Genomic DNA, 18,851 nt, shown 5'->3' on the forward strand with positions numbered 1-18,851 from the left:
TCACTTGAATAAAAATAGCTCCCCTAAACTATTCGTTAAGGGGATTTTTATATGTTTCGGCGTTACCTTACTGCACTCACTGTTTTATCCGTATTGCCACTAATGTTGACCGGCTGCGCTGAAAACTCACCAGCTGATCCTCGTACTGAACCGCCACTAGTACGCACTACTACGGTTACACAGGCAATTGCTAGGTCGCGAACATTCAGTGGCATTATCGCTGCTCGGGTGCAAAGTGACCTTGGTTTTCGCGTCTCCGGCAAAGTACTAGAGCGACTGGTCGATACTGGACAAACCGTTAAGCGTGGTCAGCCACTGCTGCGTATTGATCCTATAGATCTAACACTCGCTGCACTGGCGCAACAGCAAGCGGTTGCTGCCGCACGGGCGCAAGCACAACAAGCAGCGGCAGATGAAGCTCGCTACCGTGAACTACGTGGCACCGGTGCGATATCCGATTCATCTTACGATCAGGCTAAAGCTGCGTCCGATGCGGCTCAGGCACAACTCAGTGCCGCCGAAGCTCAGGCTAAAGTAGCGCTTAACGCCACAGCCTATACTGAATTAGTCGCTGATGCCGATGGCGTGGTGATGGCAACTCTGGCTGAGCCCGGTCAGGTTGTTAATGCCGGTCAGATTGTGGTACGCCTAGCCCATGCAGGCGCTCGCGAAGCCGTCATTCAGTTACCAGAAACCCTGAGACCAGCACCAAATTCTGGCGCTCAAGCGACACTATACGCTAATGGTGACCACCGCATTGCGGCTACCCTACGACAACTCTCAGACGTTGCAGATCCGTTAACCCGCACCTTCGAGGCACGATATGTGCTACACGACGCACCGGCTGATATTCCACTGGGTACCACGGTCAATATTCGCCTTGCAGATACCCATAACTTCCCCGCCAATAGCTTTCAAGTGCCAATCAGTGCGCTGTTTGATAACGGTAAAGGTACCGGCGTATGGACTATTAATGGCAAACCAGCAAGCGTCTCATGGCGACCAGTGACGATACACTATCTGACTGACGACAGCGCACGCATTGCTGGGCAGCTAGAATCTGGCGACCTTATCGTCGCGCTTGGCGCCCACTTACTACACGAAGGTGAGCAAGTCCGCATAGCAAGCCAGCTGGCGGCAGCAGCGGTCAAAGGAGCTCGTCATGAGTGAGAGTCGTTTTAATCTCTCTGCCATCGCGGTACGTGAGCGCTCTATTACTTTATTTCTAATTTTCCTGATCTCATTCGCAGGCATTATTGCCTTTTCTAAATTAGGCCGAGCCGAAGATCCAGCCTTTACGATTAAAGTCATGACTATTATCACTGCTTGGCCTGGAGCCACAGCGCAAGAGATGCAAGATCAGGTGGCTGAAAAGCTCGAAAAACGGCTGCAGGAACTACGCTGGTATGACCGCACCGAGACTTACACCCGACCTGGCTTAGCTTTCACAACCTTGACCTTACTCGACACAACACCACCAGCAGAAGTAGCGGAGCAATTTTATCAGGCCCGCAAAAAAATCAGTGATGAGGCCGGCAACCTGCCCTCAGGGGTGATTGGCCCTATGGTCAACGACGAATATGCCGATGTGACCTTTGCCCTGTTTGCCCTTAAAGCCAAAGGTGAACCGCAGCGTTTGCTAGTACGCGAAGCCGAAACACTACGCCAGCGCTTGCTACACGTACCCGGCGTTAAAAAAGTCAATATTGTTGGTGAACAGGCTGAGCGTATCTATATTGAGTTCTCCCATGAACGCCTAGCTACGCTGGGTGTTAGCCCGCAGCAGGTATTCGCCGCGCTAAATAACCAAAATGCCCTAACACCCGCGGGCTCCATTGAGACCGATGGGCCACACGTGTTTATTCGTTTAGATGGCGCCTTTGACGAATTACAGCATATTCGCGACACGCCGGTAATGGCACAAGGCCGCAGCCTAAAACTGTCAGACATTGCCACTGTCACGCGCGGCTACGAAGACCCAGCAACCTTTATTGTTCGTAACGGCGGCGAGCCGGCCCTGCTGCTGGGCATCATTATGCGTGACGGTTGGAACGGGCTTGATTTGGGTAAAGCGTTGGACAGCGAGGTGACGGCAATTAACAACGAACTGCCGCTGGGTATGAGCCTGAGCAAGGTTACCGATCAGGCGGTCAATATCAGTTCAGCGGTCGATGAGTTTATGGTCAAATTCTTTGTTGCTTTGTTAGTCGTGATGCTAGTGTGTTTCGTTAGCATGGGCTGGCGCGTTGGCGTAGTGGTTGCCGCCGCTGTGCCACTTACTCTCGCGATGGTGTTTGTGGTGATGTTAGCGAGCGGCAAAAACTTCGACCGCATAACTCTGGGATCGTTAATCCTAGCGCTGGGTTTACTGGTAGACGATGCCATCATCGCCATTGAAATGATGGTGGTAAAAATGGAAGAGGGATACAGCCGTATTGCCGCCTCGGCCTATGCCTGGAGCCACACCGCAGCGCCAATGTTATCGGGTACCCTGGTCACGGCCGTCGGTTTTATGCCCAACGGCTTCGCCCGCTCTACCGCTGGTGAATACACCAGCAATATGTTTTGGATAGTGGGTATCGCGCTGATGGCATCCTGGTTGGTGGCCGTGGTATTTACCCCTTATCTGGGTGTAAAAATGCTGCCCGACTTCAAAAAAATTGCCGGCGGTCATGAAGCAATCTATGACACACCGCACTATAATCGCTTTCGCACACTGCTGGGACTTGTCATCTCGCGCAAATGGCTGGTCGCCACTTCAGTGATCAGCTTATTTGTGCTGTCTGTGATGGGCATGGCGGTGGTTAAGAAGCAATTTTTCCCGATATCCGACCGTCCGGAAGTGCTGGTTGAGGTGCAAATGCCCTACGGCACAGCTATTACTCAAACCAGTGCCGCCACCGAGAAAGTGGAAGCCTGGCTGGTACAGCAAACAGAAGCCAAAATTGTTACCGCCTACGTTGGCCAGGGGGCGCCCCGGTTCTTTTTCGCTGTCGGCCCTGAACTACCCGATCCCTCCTTTGCGAAAATAGTGATACGCACTGATAATCAAGATCAACGTGAAGAACTGAAACACCGGCTACGGCAAGCAATTGCTAATGGGCTCGCCTCTGAGGCTCAAGTACGGGTCACCCAACTGGTATTTGGCCCTTATTCTCCGTTTCCAGTGGCTTATCGAGTGACTGGTCCAGATCCAGATACATTACGCAACATTGCCGCGGACGTGGAGCAGCTCATGACGGCCAGCCCAATGATGCGTACAGTTAATACCGACTGGGGTAGCCGCACACCAACACTGCATTTCACTTTGGATCAGGATAGGTTACAAGCCGTCGGCCTCAGCTCCAGCGCAGTAGCACAGCAGCTGCAATTCTTGTTAAGTGGTATCCCAGTTACGACTGTACGTGAAGATATTCGCACCGTCCAAGTAGTCGCACGCTCAGCCGGTGATACTCGGCTTGATCCAGCTAAAATTGGCGATTTCACTCTCACCGGGGTCGCAGGCCAGCGCATTCCTCTGTCGCAAGTGGGAGACGTTGAGGTGCGGATGGAAGAACCGATAATGCGCCGCCGTGATCGGATGCCGACCATCACAGTGCGCGGCGACATTGCCGAAGACTTACAGCCACCGGATGTATCTACTGCTATTACTGCGCAGCTGCAGTCGATCATACAGAAACTGCCCAAGGGTTATCACATTGCAGAAGCAGGCTCTATTGAAGAATCCGGTAAGGCGATGACCGCCATGCTACCTATCTTCCCTATAATGCTGGCCACCACCTTGCTGATCATCATTTTGCAGGTGCGCTCTATCTCGGCAATGATCATGGTATTTCTGACCAGTCCTTTGGGCTTGATTGGTGTGGTGCCAATACTGCTGCTGTTCCAGCAGCCATTTGGCATTAATGCATTGGTGGGCTTAATTGCCCTGTCCGGTATCTTGATGCGCAATACGCTGATCCTGATTGGCCAAATCGACCACAATCAACAGGCAGGGTTGACTCCCTTTCATGCTGTGGTCGAGGCCACCGTACAGCGGGCACGGCCGGTAATTTTAACCGCGCTGGCCGCTATTCTGGCTTTTATCCCGCTAACCCAATCGGTGTTCTGGGGCACACTCGCTTACACCCTAATCGGCGGCACTTTCGCCGGAACAATATTAACGCTGGTATTCCTGCCAGCCATGTATGCCATCTGGTTCAAAATAAGGCCGACTAATGATCACTGAGTCGCAATTAACCCTAATCCAATGTGGAGAAAAACCTAAATGTCGCAATCAACTGTTGTTTTAGTTACCGGTGTCTCTTCCGGCATCGGCCGTGCCACCGCCGAAAAGTTTGTTCAACAAGGATGTCGGGTATTCGGTACCGTACGTAACCTCGCCACGGCGAGCCCATTAACCGGCGTACAACTGATTGAGATGGACGTGCGTGATGAGGCTTCTGTGCAGCTCGGCATGCAAGCCGTCATTACCGCAGCCAAACGCCTCGACGTGCTGGTGAATAATGCAGGAACTACGCTGACAGGCGCGGTAGAAGAAACCAGCACCACAGAAGCGGCTGCACTGTTCGATACCAATGTATTCAGTATTCTGCGTACGGTACAGGCGGTACTACCGCATATGCGTGCACAGCGCAGGGGCAGAATTATTAATGTCAGCTCGGTGCTGGGTTTTCTGCCGGCACCTTATATGGGGCTTTATTCCGCTTCCAAACATGCGGTAGAGGGGCTATCGGAAACCCTGGATCATGAGGTGCGCCAATTTGGCATCCGTGTCACTTTGGTAGAGCCGTCTTTCACCAAGACTAACCTCGACCGCAATGCACCACAAACCGCTGCAGTTATCGACGACTATGCTGGCGAGCGTAGTCTGGCATCAGAGGCTCTGGTTAACAGCGTCAACCAAGCGCCTGCTCCTGAGACTGTGGCAAACACTATTGTTGATGCGGCGCTGGGTAAGTGGCGGATGCGCCGCACACCGGCCGGAGAAGCATCATTGTTAAGTAAGCTGCGCCGTTTTATGCCAGCGGGTCCCGTTGATGCCAGTTTGCGCAAAACCTTCGGCCTTAATAGCTGACACGCTGTTGACCCCCCAATTCATCAGCATTAGGAGTGAAATATGAAGATAAATAGAGAACACACTGTTCGCATCGTAGTAACGGGGACCGGCACTGTCGGACCACTAGGCTGTGGCACTGAGGCGGTTTGGTCCCGCCTACTAGCAGGACAATCCGGCATTCGTACTTTACCTGCTGAATTTTCAACCGGTACAGGTATTACTGTCGGTGGGCAGGTTCCCAGTTTGCTAGAAGATCCACAGGCAGGCTACAACCCTGAACACTTTATCGCCGCCAAAGAGCGCAAAAAAATGGATCGTTTTATTGAGTTTGCCCTTGTTGCTGCGCAAGAGGCGCTTACTCAAGCGCGCTGGAGCCCAAGTGAAGCAGCACAGCAACAACGAACGGCAACTATTATCGCCTCCGGCATCGGTGGCTTTGGTGCCATCGCTGAGGCGGTACGCACTACAGACACACGCGGGCCGCGCCGGCTTTCACCGTTTACTGCGCCAGCCTTTCTCGCCAATATGGCGGCTGGGCAGGTCTCTATCGCACATGGCTTTAAAGGGCCGATTGGTGCACCAATAACCGCCTGCGCAGCCGGGGCTCAGGCAATCGGTGATGCTGCGCGGCTGATCCGCAGCGGCGAAGCAGACATTGCCGTATGCGGTGGCACCGAAGCGGCAATTCATCGCGTTACACTCGGCAGCTTTGCGGCAGCGCGAGCTTTATCTACAGCATTTAACGAACACCCTGCGCATGCATCGCGCCCGTTTGATCGGGATAGAGACGGTTTTGTAATGGCCGAGGGCGCTGGCCTACTGGTTATTGAGTCGCTAGACCACGCGCTGGCACGAGGTGCACAACCATTGGCCGAACTAGTTGGTTATGGCACCAGTGCCGATGCCTATCACCTAACAGCAGGGCCTGAGGATGGCAACGGTGCAAAGCGTGCTATGCAATTGGCGCTGCAACAGGGCGGGATTACTGCGAGTGAAGTGCAACATATTAATGCCCATGCAACCTCAACTCAGGTTGGCGATAAAGGAGAGCTCGCTGCGATTCGCGCTACGTTTGGCGCAAAATCACAACCTGTGATCACATCAACCAAGTCCAGCACCGGTCATTTACTTGGCGCTGCAGGCGGAATTGAAGCAATTTTTACGATTTTAGCGCTACGTGATCAAATCGTTCCTGCCACGCTTAATCTCATCAATCCGGACGAAGCCGCTGACGGTCTTGATATAGCCGCTTTAACAGCGCGGAAAATGCCAATCCAGCATGCTTTATCAAATGGCTTTGGGTTTGGCGGCGTAAATGCCAGTTTGCTGTTTCGCCGCTGGGAACAATAAAGTCGGGTAATTTAATTTACTATCAGCAGCTTCATAATTTCCAGTCATGCAATGAGAACGTTTATAGTAGTCATTGCATGGCTGGAAACATTTCTGCTTTTGCTAAATTAGCTAGTAAACTAAAACGTGTAGTTAATGCTGAGGTTATAATTACGCGGGTTGCCGTATTTATACTGGTTAAAAAATGCAATCTGACTGTAGTATTTTTCATCTAGCAGATTATCAATATTAAGTTGCACTTGGGTGTTTTTATTAATTTCGTAACGTGCCATCAGGTTCACCAATGAGTACGCTGCTTGCTCAATGTTTGCATCAACACCTAAACCATAAGTACTATCTTGCCAATTGATACCGCCACCAATTGTCAATGCGGGTAGTAGATCAATTAATTGATAAGTAGTGAATAGTTTAAACTGCTTACGCGGTTGTTCAGTATTAACTTTTGCACCTTGAGCATCTTCAGCTTTAAATTGCGAGTAACCTGCGTTAATGTTCCAGCCATCAACGGGTTGACCCACCACTTCAAATTCAAAACCTTCACTAACCGTGCCTTGCGCGGCGCGTTGTGCTTCGCTATTAACAGAGCCTGGAACAATATAACCTGGGTCAATTTGTGCTAAGTTGTCTTGATCAATACGAAATAGCGCAAAAGTGGTATGAAACATATCATCTAAGAAGGTACTTTTTAACCCGACTTCGTAGCTTTTACCTTCGACGGGATCTAAAAAGTCACCGTAACGGTCTTGCGCATTTTGTGGCTTAAATATTTCGGTGTAGCTGGCATAAACACGGTGCTGCTCGCTAACATCATATAAAGCCCCAGCGTAAGGAATAAACACATTATCATCACCAAAGTCTGTGACAGTGCCATAACTTTCGCCTTCTCGCTCCCAGCTCGCTAAACGGCCACCAGCAATCACTTTAAAGTTATCTGTTAACGATAAACGAGTGGCACCATAGTAACCGGTTTGCTCGGTATCCATGTCTTGGGCAACACTCGCTTGGTCTGACCACGTTGGTTCAGCAAAGCTGCCATCCCATTCAAAAAAGTTCCCCACTGCTGGCGCAGCTGATAGCGCGTCATAGGCATTTACCAGTGAAGATTGCTTACTGTACAACGCACCGAGTACAAATTCATGTTGCTGAGAAAACAGTGAATAATCACCTTTTAGCTGGATATCGAAACTATCTTGATCGCTCTCGCCATCACTTTTATAGGTTGAACTGCCTAAGCCTTCACCGGTTTGTTTATCAACCGTACCAAACAAGTACAATAAACGGGTTTGCTGTTTATAATTAATGCTGTTGTAGTTGGCAACAAATTGCCAACCATTATCGAATGAGTGATGTAAGTTAACAAATAAATTGGTGTTTTCAGTATCCCATTGCGTCCAATCAGCAGCGGTAGTTTTTGAACGATCCCAATCAGTTTGCGTACCATCACTATAGAAACTAGCGAGTGATCCCCAAATAGGCGAAGTCGGTGTGTTTTTTTGATAATTGCCGCCAATACGCAGCAATGTTTGCTCTGTTAAATCGGTTTCTAATACCCCGTATAACACCTTGCTTTCATTTTCGTATAAATCAACATACGACTCACCTTCTTCGTATTTTGCAACAACCCGACCACGTACAGTGCCGGCATCGTTTAAGCCGCTCGCTAAATCTGCGGTCAATTCTTTGTTATTCCAACTGCCGATCGCCGCACTGACATTACCCGTAAAGTCAGTGCTATCGGCATGCTTTCGTACTAAGTTAATTGATGCTGATGGATCACCTGCACCAGTGAGCAAACCGGTTGCACCACGAACAAGTTCAACCCGTTCATAAATTGCTACGTCACTGATAGTCTCGCCTGAATCCGCCGCTAAACTCCATGAAATAGGCACACCATCTATTTGATAATTACTAATTTCAAAGCCACGAGAGTTCAGGGTGTTTCTTACGTTATCAAGTTCTTGTGATGACACCCCCACGGCATTGTTGACGGTATCAATAATTGTATCAAGGGCTTGATCTTGAATACGTTGCTTAGTGATGATGGTCACAGACTGAGGGGTTTCTCTGAGTGTTAAACCAAGCCCGGTTGCGGTATCAACAACCTCATTAACGGTATAAGAGCCGGTAACGGTAATTTTTTCAAGATTTTCATCTAGCACTTTTTTATTTTGCTCAGCAAATGCTGGTGCAACAGTTGTTGCTAAAGAAACAGCGGCAGCAAGAGGCAGCAATCGAAATGACTTATTCATTTTTTATAACATATCCTAATTATGACAAAGAAATAACACGAACGTTGCGTTGCGCAGTTGGGATTGTTGAGTTTTCATGACCAATAGCGTAATAGCACTCACTCTATTTTTACTAGGTATCTGTAAAAAGTGGCTACCTAGCAGAGCTGACTAGATGATACACACAAATACAAATGAAAACAAATGTCATTAAGCTTTTACTATTGCTAAATATAGGTTTATTTATGTTTATGAAGTCAAAACTATTTTGCGGTTTTATAAACAACAAAGGTGAACCTAAGTTCACCTTAACTAAAACGACTAACTTTTTTCAGCTAATCGCTCGAATACTCGGTTTGTTGCGGTTTTATAGCTGTCGGTCATTTCTTCTGTGCAGGTAACCACTGATTCTAAATCGTGTAAGTGACCATTTGCTAACCCGTATACCCAACCATGAATACTCAATTCCTGATTGCGTTGCCAAGCTTCTTGCACAATATTGGTACGGCAAACATTGCGTACTTGCTCTATCACGTTTAATTCAACTAGGCTATTTAAGCGATCTTTCTCGGGCAGTGCGTTGAGGCGAGCTAAATGCTTTTCTTTGACATCGCCAACATGGCGTAACCAGTTGTCAATCAGGCCAAACTTAGCGTCATTAAGTACCGCTTGCACGCCACCACAGCCATAATGACCAACGACCATGATGTGTTTCACTTTTAACACTTCAACCGCGTATTGCATGACCGATAAACAGTTGTGGTCAGTATGCACGACTACATTAGCAACATTGCGGTGTACAAATAGCTCACCTGGCATTAAATCAACAATTTCGTTAGCCGGAACACGCGAGTCAGAACAACCGATCCATAAATATTCAGGATTTTGCTGCATTGATAGAATTTTAAAAAACTCAGGATCATTCTCGCTTGTGCGTGCCGCCCAACGTTTATTATTTTCAAATAAATTCTTTAACTTTCTCATTGCGCCTCTTATACGGTATTTAAAAAATTAGCTTGGATCAAAATATTGCGCGGTGTTAATTGTTTTTCGCAAAACGTCAGCACATTGACTTGATAACCTTGTTGTTGCAAATATAAAGCACGATCGAGCACAAGCCAAACCTCAATTGCCCTTCTAAACACATGACGGACCAGTTCAATACGCTCAGTTACTTTTTTGCGCATTTCCCCTTTAGCAAAAAAGTAATCATAATCAATATCTTGCGGTAAATCCAAGGCCTTTTTATCTGCAGCCCATGCACAAAAAGCTTTAAATGAATCTGAAAAAATGGCCTTGTTCACAGAAGGCACGCTGACATAACACTGCTCGCCAGTCAGTGTTTTTCTAAGAGCATCAAAGCCCAATCGCCATTGCACTTCGGTTCTCCGCACTTTACCAACCCGAGTTGGTGCCGTAACGGTTTCCTGTAACGCGAGCTTTAAATCACGGTGGGTTAATTTTAACTTGCTGTGCTGCGCAACATCGCTCATGGCTTGATAGTCGTTATCAGTAAATAAATGATAACAACACGGTGATAAGCTAATTTTTTGTGTTTGCGCGCTTACCGCACGACTCATAAAGGTTTGATGTAGTGCACCGCAAGCATGCAGTGCGACCGCATGTTGTGCGTGTTGAAAATACTTGGCTACATCGTCTTTAAGCACATCGGCTTGGCTAAAGTGCATAGCTAGCCCTTGTTGCTGGGCGCTTTGCTGGCCTTGCTCACAGAGATGTTGTTGCAACTCGATACTATGTACACTAGGCGCACTATTAAATGCCAACATGCGCCCTAGGTGCCCTTTACCTGCACACCATTCTAATACCGGCAAGCGTGAGCCTTCACCAAGCGCAGAGACAAAGTCTTGCAGTTGCGTAAACTTGCGACCCTTAATACCATTACTTAGCCAAAATGGATACTCGGCTCGAGTGGCTGTAGCGTGAGGTAACTCGCACAGAGCGGCTAAATCAGTGACTGCCGCAATATACGGGCTAAAAAATTGATACAGTGTATGCTGTTCGCTATCGAGCTCAGCAACTTGTTGGTCGCTCAAAGCCGTTAATACTTGCTCTAATTCAGGCCAAGGTAGCTGATCAAAATCGAATGCGGTGCATTGCCAATAGTGACGAGTAGAAAATAATAATGTGTCGAGGGCTGCAAATTGCTCAGCAAGTGTCATAACAACTTAAGGGCAGAAAATAAATCGCAGTATAGCAGTTCTTACGGTGCAGTGCTCGGCGCTTTTAGGGGTATTTATAACAAGAAAAATAGCGCTTCATAATAAAGATAAAGCGCTATTTAAAGTTTTTAACTTATTGATTAGCGGCTTTATCCCTATCTACAGGCCCTTGCGTGGTTAAGAATTGTGTAAAACACGGATTCAGCGTTTCATCTTGTACGCTATACCCTAAGCGATTTAAGTGCTCGTTAAATACCTCATACTGATCTGGCTCAATGGCAAACCCAGCTAATACATTACCCATCGAACCACCATGGTTGCGATAATGAAATAAAGTAATATTCCAATTACTACCTAAGGTATCTAAAAAGCGCGCCAGTGCGCCTGGGTATTCAGGGAACTCAAAGCGTAATAACCGCTCATGGAGCTGCTCTGGCGCTTTGCCACCGACCATATAGCGCACGTGCAGTTTAGCGAGCTCATTATCCGATAAATCACAAAATTGGTAGCCATTAGTGGTCAACGCAGCTTTGAGTTCATCTAATTCTTGCTGACCTTGGCGCAAGGCGATGCCGACAAATATTTGCGCTTCACCGGGTCCTGCAAAGCGGTAATTAAATTCAGTGATTGCCCGCCCGCCTAATGAAGCACAAAACTGTTTAAAGCTGCCTTTCTGTTCATTAATGGTCACCGCAAATAACGCTTCGTTTTTCTCACCCAGTGCAGTACGCTCGGCAACATAACGCAGGCGATCAAAATTTAAATTAGCGCCGGATAAAATAGCCGCTAGATGCAACCCTTTTTGGCCAGTTTGCTGACACCATTTTTTCAGCCCCGCCGTTGCCAGCGCACCAGAAGGCTCTGCAATAGCGCGAGTTGAGACAAAAATATCTTGCATCGCAGCGCAAATTTCATCGCCCGTTACGGTGACCACTTCATCACAAAATTTTTGCGCTAAGCGAAAAGTCTCTTTACCGATAATTTTTACCGCCACACCATCGGCAAAACTACCAACCCGTTCCAGCTCAACAGGTTTGCCAGCTTTAAGCGCAGCTTGTAAACAGGCACTTTCGTCAGCCTCCACACCAATGACTTTAATATCGGGGCGCAATGATTTGATATACACCGCCATACCAGCGAGTAAACCGCCGCCGCCAACCGGAATAAACACCGCATCAAGCTGGCTAAGTTGCTGCATTAACTCACGCGCCACCGTGCCTTGCCCAACAATCACATCTGGATCATCAAATGGCGGCACAAATACACCATTACGCTGTTCGGTAAGCTCTAAGGCATGCGCTTTCGCGGCATCAAAGTGATGACCATGTAATACCACTTCACCACCTAACGCACGGACTGCACTCACTTTTATTTCAGGGGTCGTGACTGGCATAACAATGGTCGCTTGATGACCTAAATGCGCAGCACTGAGCGCCACACCTTGGGCATGGTTACCAGCTGACGCGGTGATCACCACCGAGCCCTTTGGTAATTTAGCCAGCTTATTGTATGCGCCACGCAGTTTAAACGAATAAACGGGTTGCTGATCTTCACGCTTTAACCACACTTGATTACCAAGGCGTGCACTGAGTTCAGCCATTTCGCTAACCTCAGTCACTTTTGCCAGTGGTTCCATATTGGCCTGGATAATAGCGCGAAAATAATCGAGCTCTTGAGAAACCATAATTAGCTAAGCTCCTCCAGTTTGGCTAGATCACGAACCGCGCCTTTATCGGCACTGGTTGCAAGTAGCGCATACGCTTTTAGCGCAGATGATACATAACGCTCACGGTTAAGCGGTTTATACGCTTGCTTGCCGCGGGCTAACTGTTTTTGCTTACGTGCTGCAAGCTCTTCATCTGTTAACGCTAACGTGATTTCGCGGGTAGCGATATCGATAATAATTTTATCGCCGTTTTCAACGTAAGCAATGGCACCACCACTGGCCGCTTCTGGTGAAACGTGGCCAATTGATAAACCTGATGTACCGCCAGAAAAACGACCATCGGTGATCAAGGCGCATTTTTCTGCCAGACCTTTTGATTTTAAGTAGCTGGTTGGGTAAAGCATTTCTTGCATGCCGGGGCCGCCTTTAGGGCCTTCGTAGCGAATAACCACCACATCACCGGCTTTTACTTCGTCATTTAAAATGCCTTCGACCGAATCATCTTGCGACTCATACACCACAGCGGTGCCTTCAAAATGCAGCATTTCATCAACCACACCAGCACTTTTCACAATACAGCCATCAACAGCTAGGTTACCCGATAATACGGCTAAACCACCATCTTGACGAAACGCATGCTCAACACTACGAATACAGCCATGTTCACGGTCGTTATCGCCTTCATCCCAACGACATTCTTGGCTCATTGCTTTAGTAGTACGAATGCCCGCAGGACCGGCACGATAAAACTTTTGCGCGGCTTCATTAGTTGGATCAGTGGCATCCCATTTTTTAACCAGCTCTGCCATGGTCATGCCGGCAACATGGTTTACCGACAGATCAACTAAGCCCGCTTTGCCAAGCTCGCGAATAATCGCCATCATGCCACCCGCACGATGCACATCTTCAATATGGTATTGCGCGGTTGCAGGCGCTACTTTACATAAGAACGGGGTTTTACGAGACAACGCATCAATATGCGACATATCAAAATCCACACCGGCTTCTTGCGCAGCGGCAAGTAGATGCAATACCGTATTTGACGAACCGCCCATGGCAATATCAACCACCATGGCATTCATAAAGGCCGTTTTATTAGCAATAGCGCGTGGTAGTACGTCTTTATTATCTTTTTGATAATACTCACGACATAAATCAACAATCCGTGCACCGGCTTCAACATACAATTGTTTGCGGTCTTTATGGGTTGCAAGCGTTGTACCATTGCCCGGTAGTGCTAGGCCAATCGCTTCTAATAAACAGTTCATTGAGTTGGCGGTGAACATACCCGAACATGAACCACAGGTTGGGCATGCTGAGCGCTCTACTTGCTCTGAGTCAGCATCACTGACCGATTCATCAGCGCCTTTGACCATGGCATCAACTAAATCGAGTTTGATATCGATATTGGCAAGCTTAGTTTTACCCGCTTCCATTGGGCCACCAGATACAAAAATGACTGGAATATCTAACCGCAGTGCCGCCAGCATCATCCCTGGGGTAATTTTGTCGCAGTTAGAAATACAGATCATCGCATCGGCGCAGTGACCATTGACCATGTATTCTACCGAGTCAGCGATTAAATCGCGCGAGGGTAACGAGTACAACATACCGCCGTGGCCCATGGCGATGCCATCATCGATGGCGATGGTATTAAATTCTTTTGGTACACCACCGGCTTGAGTGATGGTTTCGGCCATAAGTTCACTGAGTTGGTTAAGATGAACATGACCCGGCACAAATTGGGTGAACGAGTTTACAACCGCAATAATCGGTTTGCCAAAATCACTGTCTGTCATTCCTGTTGCACGCCATAATGCACGAGCACCTGCGCGCTTTCGACCTTCAGTTGTTGTTGCACTTCTTAATTTAGCCATAGTTACCTCAGTATTTTGCAACGATTAATAAACCGCTGACATCCTCATTCTTAAATTTTTATCGCTAAAGGGAAAACCCCCAATAGCCCTGTTGATTTAGTTTTTCACAGCAAATTACATTGCTTGCTGTTGTAAATTTTGTAATGTTACTTGTTTAACGTCCACCAGCTTATCAAGCTGGGTGGTTAGTAAATGAATCGGCTTATCACTGTCGACTGTCATCAATACATGGTAATGACCATCATCCATATTCAGTTGAAAATGGGTTAAATCAAAACCGCGATGACGAACCACGCGTAAAAAGCGCTCCACGGCAACACTTTGGTTTTTTAAAGCAACTGTTAAGCTGTGTTTCATTTTCCACTCTCCGTCATCATTTCATCATTGGCTGCACCTGGTGGTACTAACGGCCATACGTTTTCTTTATCATCTATACATGCATGCACTATATAAGGGCCGGTACTGTTGACTAATGCAGTGATCGCATCATCAACTTGGTTTGCATGGTTAATCATTTGCCCTGGGATACCAAACACAGCAGCTAATTGCACAAAATCAGGGTTATCTGATAAATCAGTTTCAGAATAACGCCCTTCAAAAAACAACTCTTGCCATTGGCGAACCATGCCTAAACGCTGGTTATCCAAAATCAATATTTTTACCGGTAAATTGTTACGACGAATAGTGGCTAATTCTTGAATATTCATCATGATTGAACCATCACCCGATACCGTGATCACAAAATCATTCGGTCGCGCTACTTGTGCCCCAATCGCCGCAGGTAAACCAAAGCCCATAGTGCCCGCCCCACCACTACTTAAATGGTTGCTTGGATGACTAAACTTCATATGTTGTGCTACCCACATTTGATGTTGGCCCACATCACAGCAAACCACGCCATTTTGCGGCATACGTTGACTAAGTTGATTTAGTAAATATGGCGCATATACTTTTTCACCTGGGTAGTCATAGCGCCATGCATGTTCAGTCATCATCGCCTTGGTGTGCGCTAACCAAGCTTGCTCAGTAACAAAACACTCAAGCTGAGGTAATGAACTTTTTAAGTCGGCAATCAACGAAGCTTTAGCCGGTTTACGTTTACCTACCTCTGCTGCATCGATGTCTAAATGAATTACTTTTGCTTTCGCTGCAAATTTACTTAAATTACCGGTTACGCGGTCGTCAAAGCGCGCACCTATACATACTAGTACATCACACTCTTGTACCGCTAAATTCGCAGCTTGACCGCCGTGCATGCCCAGCATGCCTAAATTGTATTCGTAATCAGGTAATACACTGCCTAACGCTTTTAATGTTGATACTGCTGGCATTTGCGTTTTATCTAAAAACTGCATTAACTGTTTTTGCGCACCCGCCGCTTGTACACCACCACCAACGTAAGCGACAGGGCGTTTCGCTTCACTTAATAGCTGATTAGCAATAGCGACTTGATTTAAATCTAACACCGGTAAGTAATCGTCAGCAGCAAGCCAAGGGTGAAAAGGCACTTGCGCCATTTGAATGTCTTTGGGGATATCTACCAGTACTGGGCCTGGCCGACCGCTTTGTGCTAAGTGCATAGCTTCTTGCAAAATTTCAGCTAAATCTTCAGGACGCTCAACCATATAACTGTGTTTAGTACACGACAATGACATACCTAGTACATCGATTTCTTGAAACGCATCAGAACCGATTGCTGCGGTAGGTACTTGGCCTGTGATCGCCAGTAACGGTACTGAGTCCATCATCGCATCAGCAAGTGCGGTGATTAAGTTAGTCGCACCAGGCCCTGAAGTCGCAAAACATACCCCTAATTTGCCTGTGCTACGCGCAAAACCAACCGCCGCAAAACCAGCACCTTGCTCGTGACGAGTGAGGTAATGCTTAACTGGCGCGCCATACAGCGCATCGTAAATTGGCATGATGGCCCCACCTGGGTAACCAAAAACTTCATTTACGCCGTGTTTGGCTAATAAATCAATTGTTAACTCTGCGCCTGTCATTAATAAATCCTCATTCCTCAGTGACATTTCTAAACTCAATAACCCATTCTAAACCCTGAAACTAAAAAGCCCCCCGAACTGTTAAGTGCGGGGGGCTTTTTCAATGCTTCTCTTTTTTAAAGCACTAACAAGCCCCCGCGGTAATAATAATCACCACGACGTTAATTAGGACTAGGTTTAGTGCATTTGTAAGCATGTAATCAATACCAAAAATTTGTTTATTCGCAAGAGGGTTATTTACTCCCCCGCTGTCTTTTTCTATTAGTACCGCGATGAGGGGGTTAAGTCAACCTTAAAATCAATCCAATATTTATATAAACACCTGCCTTTAAGGGCATAAAAATCCAACATAAGCACATAAATAGATTAATTTTTCTTATATGCAAAACAATTGATATTTCATACCTAGTTATAACCAAATAGCGGTTTGATTAATTTTTGACGAAATCGCGATAAATTATTCTTTTTATTACTGTACTCGAAAAAACACAGGGTCGGTTTAAGCAATTATTAAGTTTTCAACTTTATCATCAGGGCAAAAATAAATCGGATCCGCGCTTAGCGTTAATTTTAACATTACCCAATTAAGATAATTGGTTTAGTATAGTTATATCACTTACGTATAAGGAAAATTATGAACCTCACTCAACGTATTAGCAGTTACTTTATTTTATCGCTTTTACTGTGTATTAGTTTTGCCAGCCATAGCGAACCGGGTCTTTGGAAAATCGAGAAAAACGGGGTTAACAGCTATTTATTTGGCACCGTGCATGTGGGCGATGCCACCATGAAAGGCCTGCCAGAGAAAGTCACCAAAGCCATTGCTGCCAGTGATAAAGTGATTGTCGAAGTTGATATTAGTGCGATTAGCCCGATGGAAATGCAGCGCCGCTCTATGCCATTTATGATGCTAAAAAATGGCAAAACGCTACAAACAGAGCTGTCCGAGCAAAACTATAAAAAACTACAACAATACTTTAGCAAAAAGTCGATTGATATCGCGATGTTTAATAACCTAGCCCCATGGGCAGTTATGGTTACTATGCTGCAAATGGAATTCCAAAATGTGGGCTTTTCAGATCAAAACGGTATTGATAAACAAGTACTCGCGTATGCTAAAGACAAAAATATAGCCGTTGGCGAATTAGAAACCCTCGAGTATCAAATGGAAATGTTTAATCACCTCTCGTTGTTAAGTAACGAAATGATTGAAGAAACGTTCGAGCAGCTTGCCGATGTTGAAACCTACTTTATAACCTTAGTGAATGCTTGGAAAAGCGGCGATATGGCCACCTTAACTAAGTACTACAATGAAAGTTTTGACGACAGCAACTATGGCGAGATCAGCGAACAAGTAATGCTGATTGAACGTAACAATAACTGGGTAAAAGAACTCACGCCACGCATCGGTAAAGAAAAACTATTTATCGCCGTCGGCGCCCTGCACTTACCAGAGCAACACGGTTTATTAAAACAATTTAACGAGCAAGGTTTTACAGTAACTCGCCTGTGATCACTCGCCAATAAACAATTCACCCGCTTGGCTAGTAATAGCCAAGCGGGCTGCTTTCACTTCAATAATGCTTTAACTTTCACTACACTAGGACGTGTTGTTCTTTGCGGTATGAAAAATAAACAACATGAAGATAAGGTATAATTGAATTCGCCAGAAAACTTTACACCGAACCCTCATGCCAAGATTAATGTTAACAGACGGGACATGGAATGTCTTATCAAAAATAATGTACTTAAGTGGTCGAATTTATAATAAGCCCGACCATAGAAAAACGCTCGAAGGCATACTGTATAAGATGCGCACAGGTATTCCATGGCGAGATTTACCTTCTTATTTTGGCAGTTGGAGTGCTATCTACAGACGGTTTAATTTATGGTCCAAAAAAGGGATTTTGAATGAATTGTTTCGCGCATTATCTCGTGATGTGGACATGGATTGGGTCTTCATTGATGGCAGTATTGTCAGGGCTCACCAACATAGTTGCGGTGCAAGAACCGCTGACAATGAATCAATTGGGAAGAGTCGAGGTGGAAATTCTACGAAAATTCACCTTGCAGTAGATAGCGGAGGATTGCCTGTTTATTATGAATTATCCTGTGGAAATACGCATGATATCGTCCATGCAGAGTCACTCGTCGCCAATTGCCCAACAAGTAATGTGGTTGTCGCAGACAAAGGCTACGACAGTGAAAAACTGAGAGAGTTTGTTCGTGATAATAACGCTACACCCGTTATTCCACGTAAGGACAACAGTTTAGTAGGTAATGAAGATATTGACTGGTGTATGTACAAATATCGGCACTTGGTTGAGAATACATTTGGCCGTATTAAGCAATATAGAGGGATAGCCACACGGTATGAAAAGCTTGAACGAAATTATCATTCAATGCTCGCTTTAGCATTTACGATGATGTGGCTACCAATGTGGGCTGATTAATATATGTACTACAAAGATCAACAGCCCCCTAATAT

13 protein-coding genes are annotated in these 18,851 nt (G+C 46.5%); 6 read left to right on the plus strand and 7 right to left on the minus strand.

Annotated elements, in window-relative coordinates; all coding sequences use genetic code 11:
- Window positions 1-51: 51 nt before the first annotated feature.
- Genes ACMVDV_RS11650 through fabF form a run of 4 tightly spaced genes read left to right on the plus strand, consistent with a single transcriptional unit; the run spans window position 52 to window position 6,409 of the window.
- Entirely contained in the window at window positions 52-1,170 is a 1,119-nt protein-coding gene (locus ACMVDV_RS11650) for an efflux RND transporter periplasmic adaptor subunit (RefSeq protein ID WP_416158226.1), read from the plus strand.
- Window positions 1,163-4,228, plus strand: coding sequence for an efflux RND transporter permease subunit (locus ACMVDV_RS11655; RefSeq protein WP_416158227.1), 3,066 nt, complete (start codon window positions 1,163-1,165; stop codon window positions 4,226-4,228). The genes ACMVDV_RS11650 and ACMVDV_RS11655 overlap by 8 nt, the downstream gene beginning before the upstream one ends.
- Window positions 4,229-4,267: 39 nt before the next feature.
- The gene (locus ACMVDV_RS11660; RefSeq protein ID WP_416158228.1) at window positions 4,268-5,077 is read left to right on the plus strand and encodes an oxidoreductase; all 810 of its coding nucleotides are present in this window, start codon (window positions 4,268-4,270) and stop codon (window positions 5,075-5,077) included.
- Between the two features lie 42 nt (window positions 5,078-5,119).
- On the plus strand, window positions 5,120-6,409 hold the full coding sequence (gene fabF / locus ACMVDV_RS11665) for a beta-ketoacyl-ACP synthase II (RefSeq protein WP_416158229.1): 1,290 nt from the start codon (window positions 5,120-5,122) through the stop codon (window positions 6,407-6,409).
- Window positions 6,410-6,528: 119 nt separating this feature from the next.
- Here the strand turns inward: fabF and ACMVDV_RS11670 are convergent, their stop codons facing one another.
- From ACMVDV_RS11670 to ilvG, 7 genes are all read right to left on the minus strand, one after another.
- Window positions 6,529-8,658, minus strand: coding sequence for a TonB-dependent siderophore receptor (locus ACMVDV_RS11670; protein WP_416158230.1), 2,130 nt, complete (start codon window positions 8,656-8,658; stop codon window positions 6,529-6,531).
- A 300-nt stretch (window positions 8,659-8,958) separates the two neighbouring features.
- Window positions 8,959-9,621 carry a carbonate dehydratase gene (can, locus tag ACMVDV_RS11675; protein ID WP_304182059.1) on the minus strand — a complete coding sequence of 221 codons (663 nt, stop codon included), beginning with the start codon at window positions 9,619-9,621 and terminating at the stop codon, window positions 8,959-8,961.
- 8 nt (window positions 9,622-9,629) lie between these two features.
- Window positions 9,630-10,817: a methyltransferase gene (locus ACMVDV_RS11680; protein ID WP_416158231.1), complete on the minus strand. Its 1,188-nt coding sequence runs from the start codon at window positions 10,815-10,817 to the stop codon at window positions 9,630-9,632.
- Between the two features lie 133 nt (window positions 10,818-10,950).
- Complete coding sequence (gene ilvA, locus ACMVDV_RS11685; protein ID WP_416158232.1) at window positions 10,951-12,501, minus strand: threonine ammonia-lyase, biosynthetic; 1,551 nt, start codon at window positions 12,499-12,501, stop codon at window positions 10,951-10,953.
- Window positions 12,502-12,503: 2 nt separating this feature from the next.
- Entirely contained in the window at window positions 12,504-14,360 is a 1,857-nt protein-coding gene (gene ilvD / locus ACMVDV_RS11690; protein ID WP_416158233.1) for a dihydroxy-acid dehydratase, read from the minus strand.
- 114 nt (window positions 14,361-14,474) lie between these two features.
- Window positions 14,475-14,717: an acetolactate synthase 2 small subunit gene (ilvM, locus tag ACMVDV_RS11695; protein ID WP_416158234.1), complete on the minus strand. Its 243-nt coding sequence runs from the start codon at window positions 14,715-14,717 to the stop codon at window positions 14,475-14,477.
- A complete protein-coding gene (ilvG, locus tag ACMVDV_RS11700) occupies window positions 14,714-16,363 on the minus strand; it encodes an acetolactate synthase 2 catalytic subunit (protein ID WP_416158235.1) in 1,650 nt (549 codons plus the stop codon). The genes ilvM and ilvG overlap by 4 nt, the downstream gene beginning before the upstream one ends.
- Before the next feature lie 634 nt (window positions 16,364-16,997).
- Here ilvG and ACMVDV_RS11705 point away from each other — a divergent pair.
- Window positions 16,998-17,876, plus strand: coding sequence for a TraB/GumN family protein (locus ACMVDV_RS11705; RefSeq protein WP_416158236.1), 879 nt, complete (start codon window positions 16,998-17,000; stop codon window positions 17,874-17,876).
- A 178-nt stretch (window positions 17,877-18,054) separates the two neighbouring features.
- Window positions 18,055-18,816 carry an IS5 family transposase gene (locus ACMVDV_RS11710; RefSeq protein WP_416158237.1) on the plus strand — a complete coding sequence of 254 codons (762 nt, stop codon included), beginning with the start codon at window positions 18,055-18,057 and terminating at the stop codon, window positions 18,814-18,816.
- The last annotated feature ends 35 nt before the right edge of the window (window positions 18,817-18,851 follow it).

This window comes from Pseudoalteromonas sp. ASV78 (assembly GCF_047806705.1).
Classification (GTDB): Bacteria; Pseudomonadota; Gammaproteobacteria; order Enterobacterales; family Alteromonadaceae; genus Pseudoalteromonas; species Pseudoalteromonas prydzensis_A.

Excerpts from the sequence above, each read along its gene's own strand:
- ACMVDV_RS11670 (WP_416158230.1), bottom strand. The coding sequence starts at position 8,658 with ATGAATAAGTCATTTCGATTGCTGCCTCTTGCTGCCGCTGTTTCTTTA.
- can (WP_304182059.1), bottom strand. The coding sequence starts at position 9,621 with ATGAGAAAGTTAAAGAATTTATTTGAAAATAATAAACGTTGGGCGGCA.
- ACMVDV_RS11650 (WP_416158226.1), top strand. The coding sequence starts at position 52 with ATGTTTCGGCGTTACCTTACTGCACTCACTGTTTTATCCGTATTGCCA.
- ACMVDV_RS11660 (WP_416158228.1), top strand. The coding sequence starts at position 4,268 with ATGTCGCAATCAACTGTTGTTTTAGTTACCGGTGTCTCTTCCGGCATC.
- ACMVDV_RS11655 (WP_416158227.1), top strand. The coding sequence starts at position 1,163 with ATGAGTGAGAGTCGTTTTAATCTCTCTGCCATCGCGGTACGTGAGCGC.
- ACMVDV_RS11710 (WP_416158237.1), top strand. The coding sequence starts at position 18,055 with ATGCCAAGATTAATGTTAACAGACGGGACATGGAATGTCTTATCAAAA.
- ACMVDV_RS11680 (WP_416158231.1), bottom strand. The coding sequence starts at position 10,817 with ATGACACTTGCTGAGCAATTTGCAGCCCTCGACACATTATTATTTTCT.
- ilvG (WP_416158235.1), bottom strand. The coding sequence starts at position 16,363 with ATGACAGGCGCAGAGTTAACAATTGATTTATTAGCCAAACACGGCGTA.
- fabF (WP_416158229.1), top strand. The coding sequence starts at position 5,120 with ATGAAGATAAATAGAGAACACACTGTTCGCATCGTAGTAACGGGGACC.
- ilvA (WP_416158232.1), bottom strand. The coding sequence starts at position 12,501 with ATGGTTTCTCAAGAGCTCGATTATTTTCGCGCTATTATCCAGGCCAAT.
- ilvD (WP_416158233.1), bottom strand. The coding sequence starts at position 14,360 with ATGGCTAAATTAAGAAGTGCAACAACAACTGAAGGTCGAAAGCGCGCA.
- ilvM (WP_416158234.1), bottom strand. The coding sequence starts at position 14,717 with ATGAAACACAGCTTAACAGTTGCTTTAAAAAACCAAAGTGTTGCCGTG.
- ACMVDV_RS11705 (WP_416158236.1), top strand. The coding sequence starts at position 16,998 with ATGAACCTCACTCAACGTATTAGCAGTTACTTTATTTTATCGCTTTTA.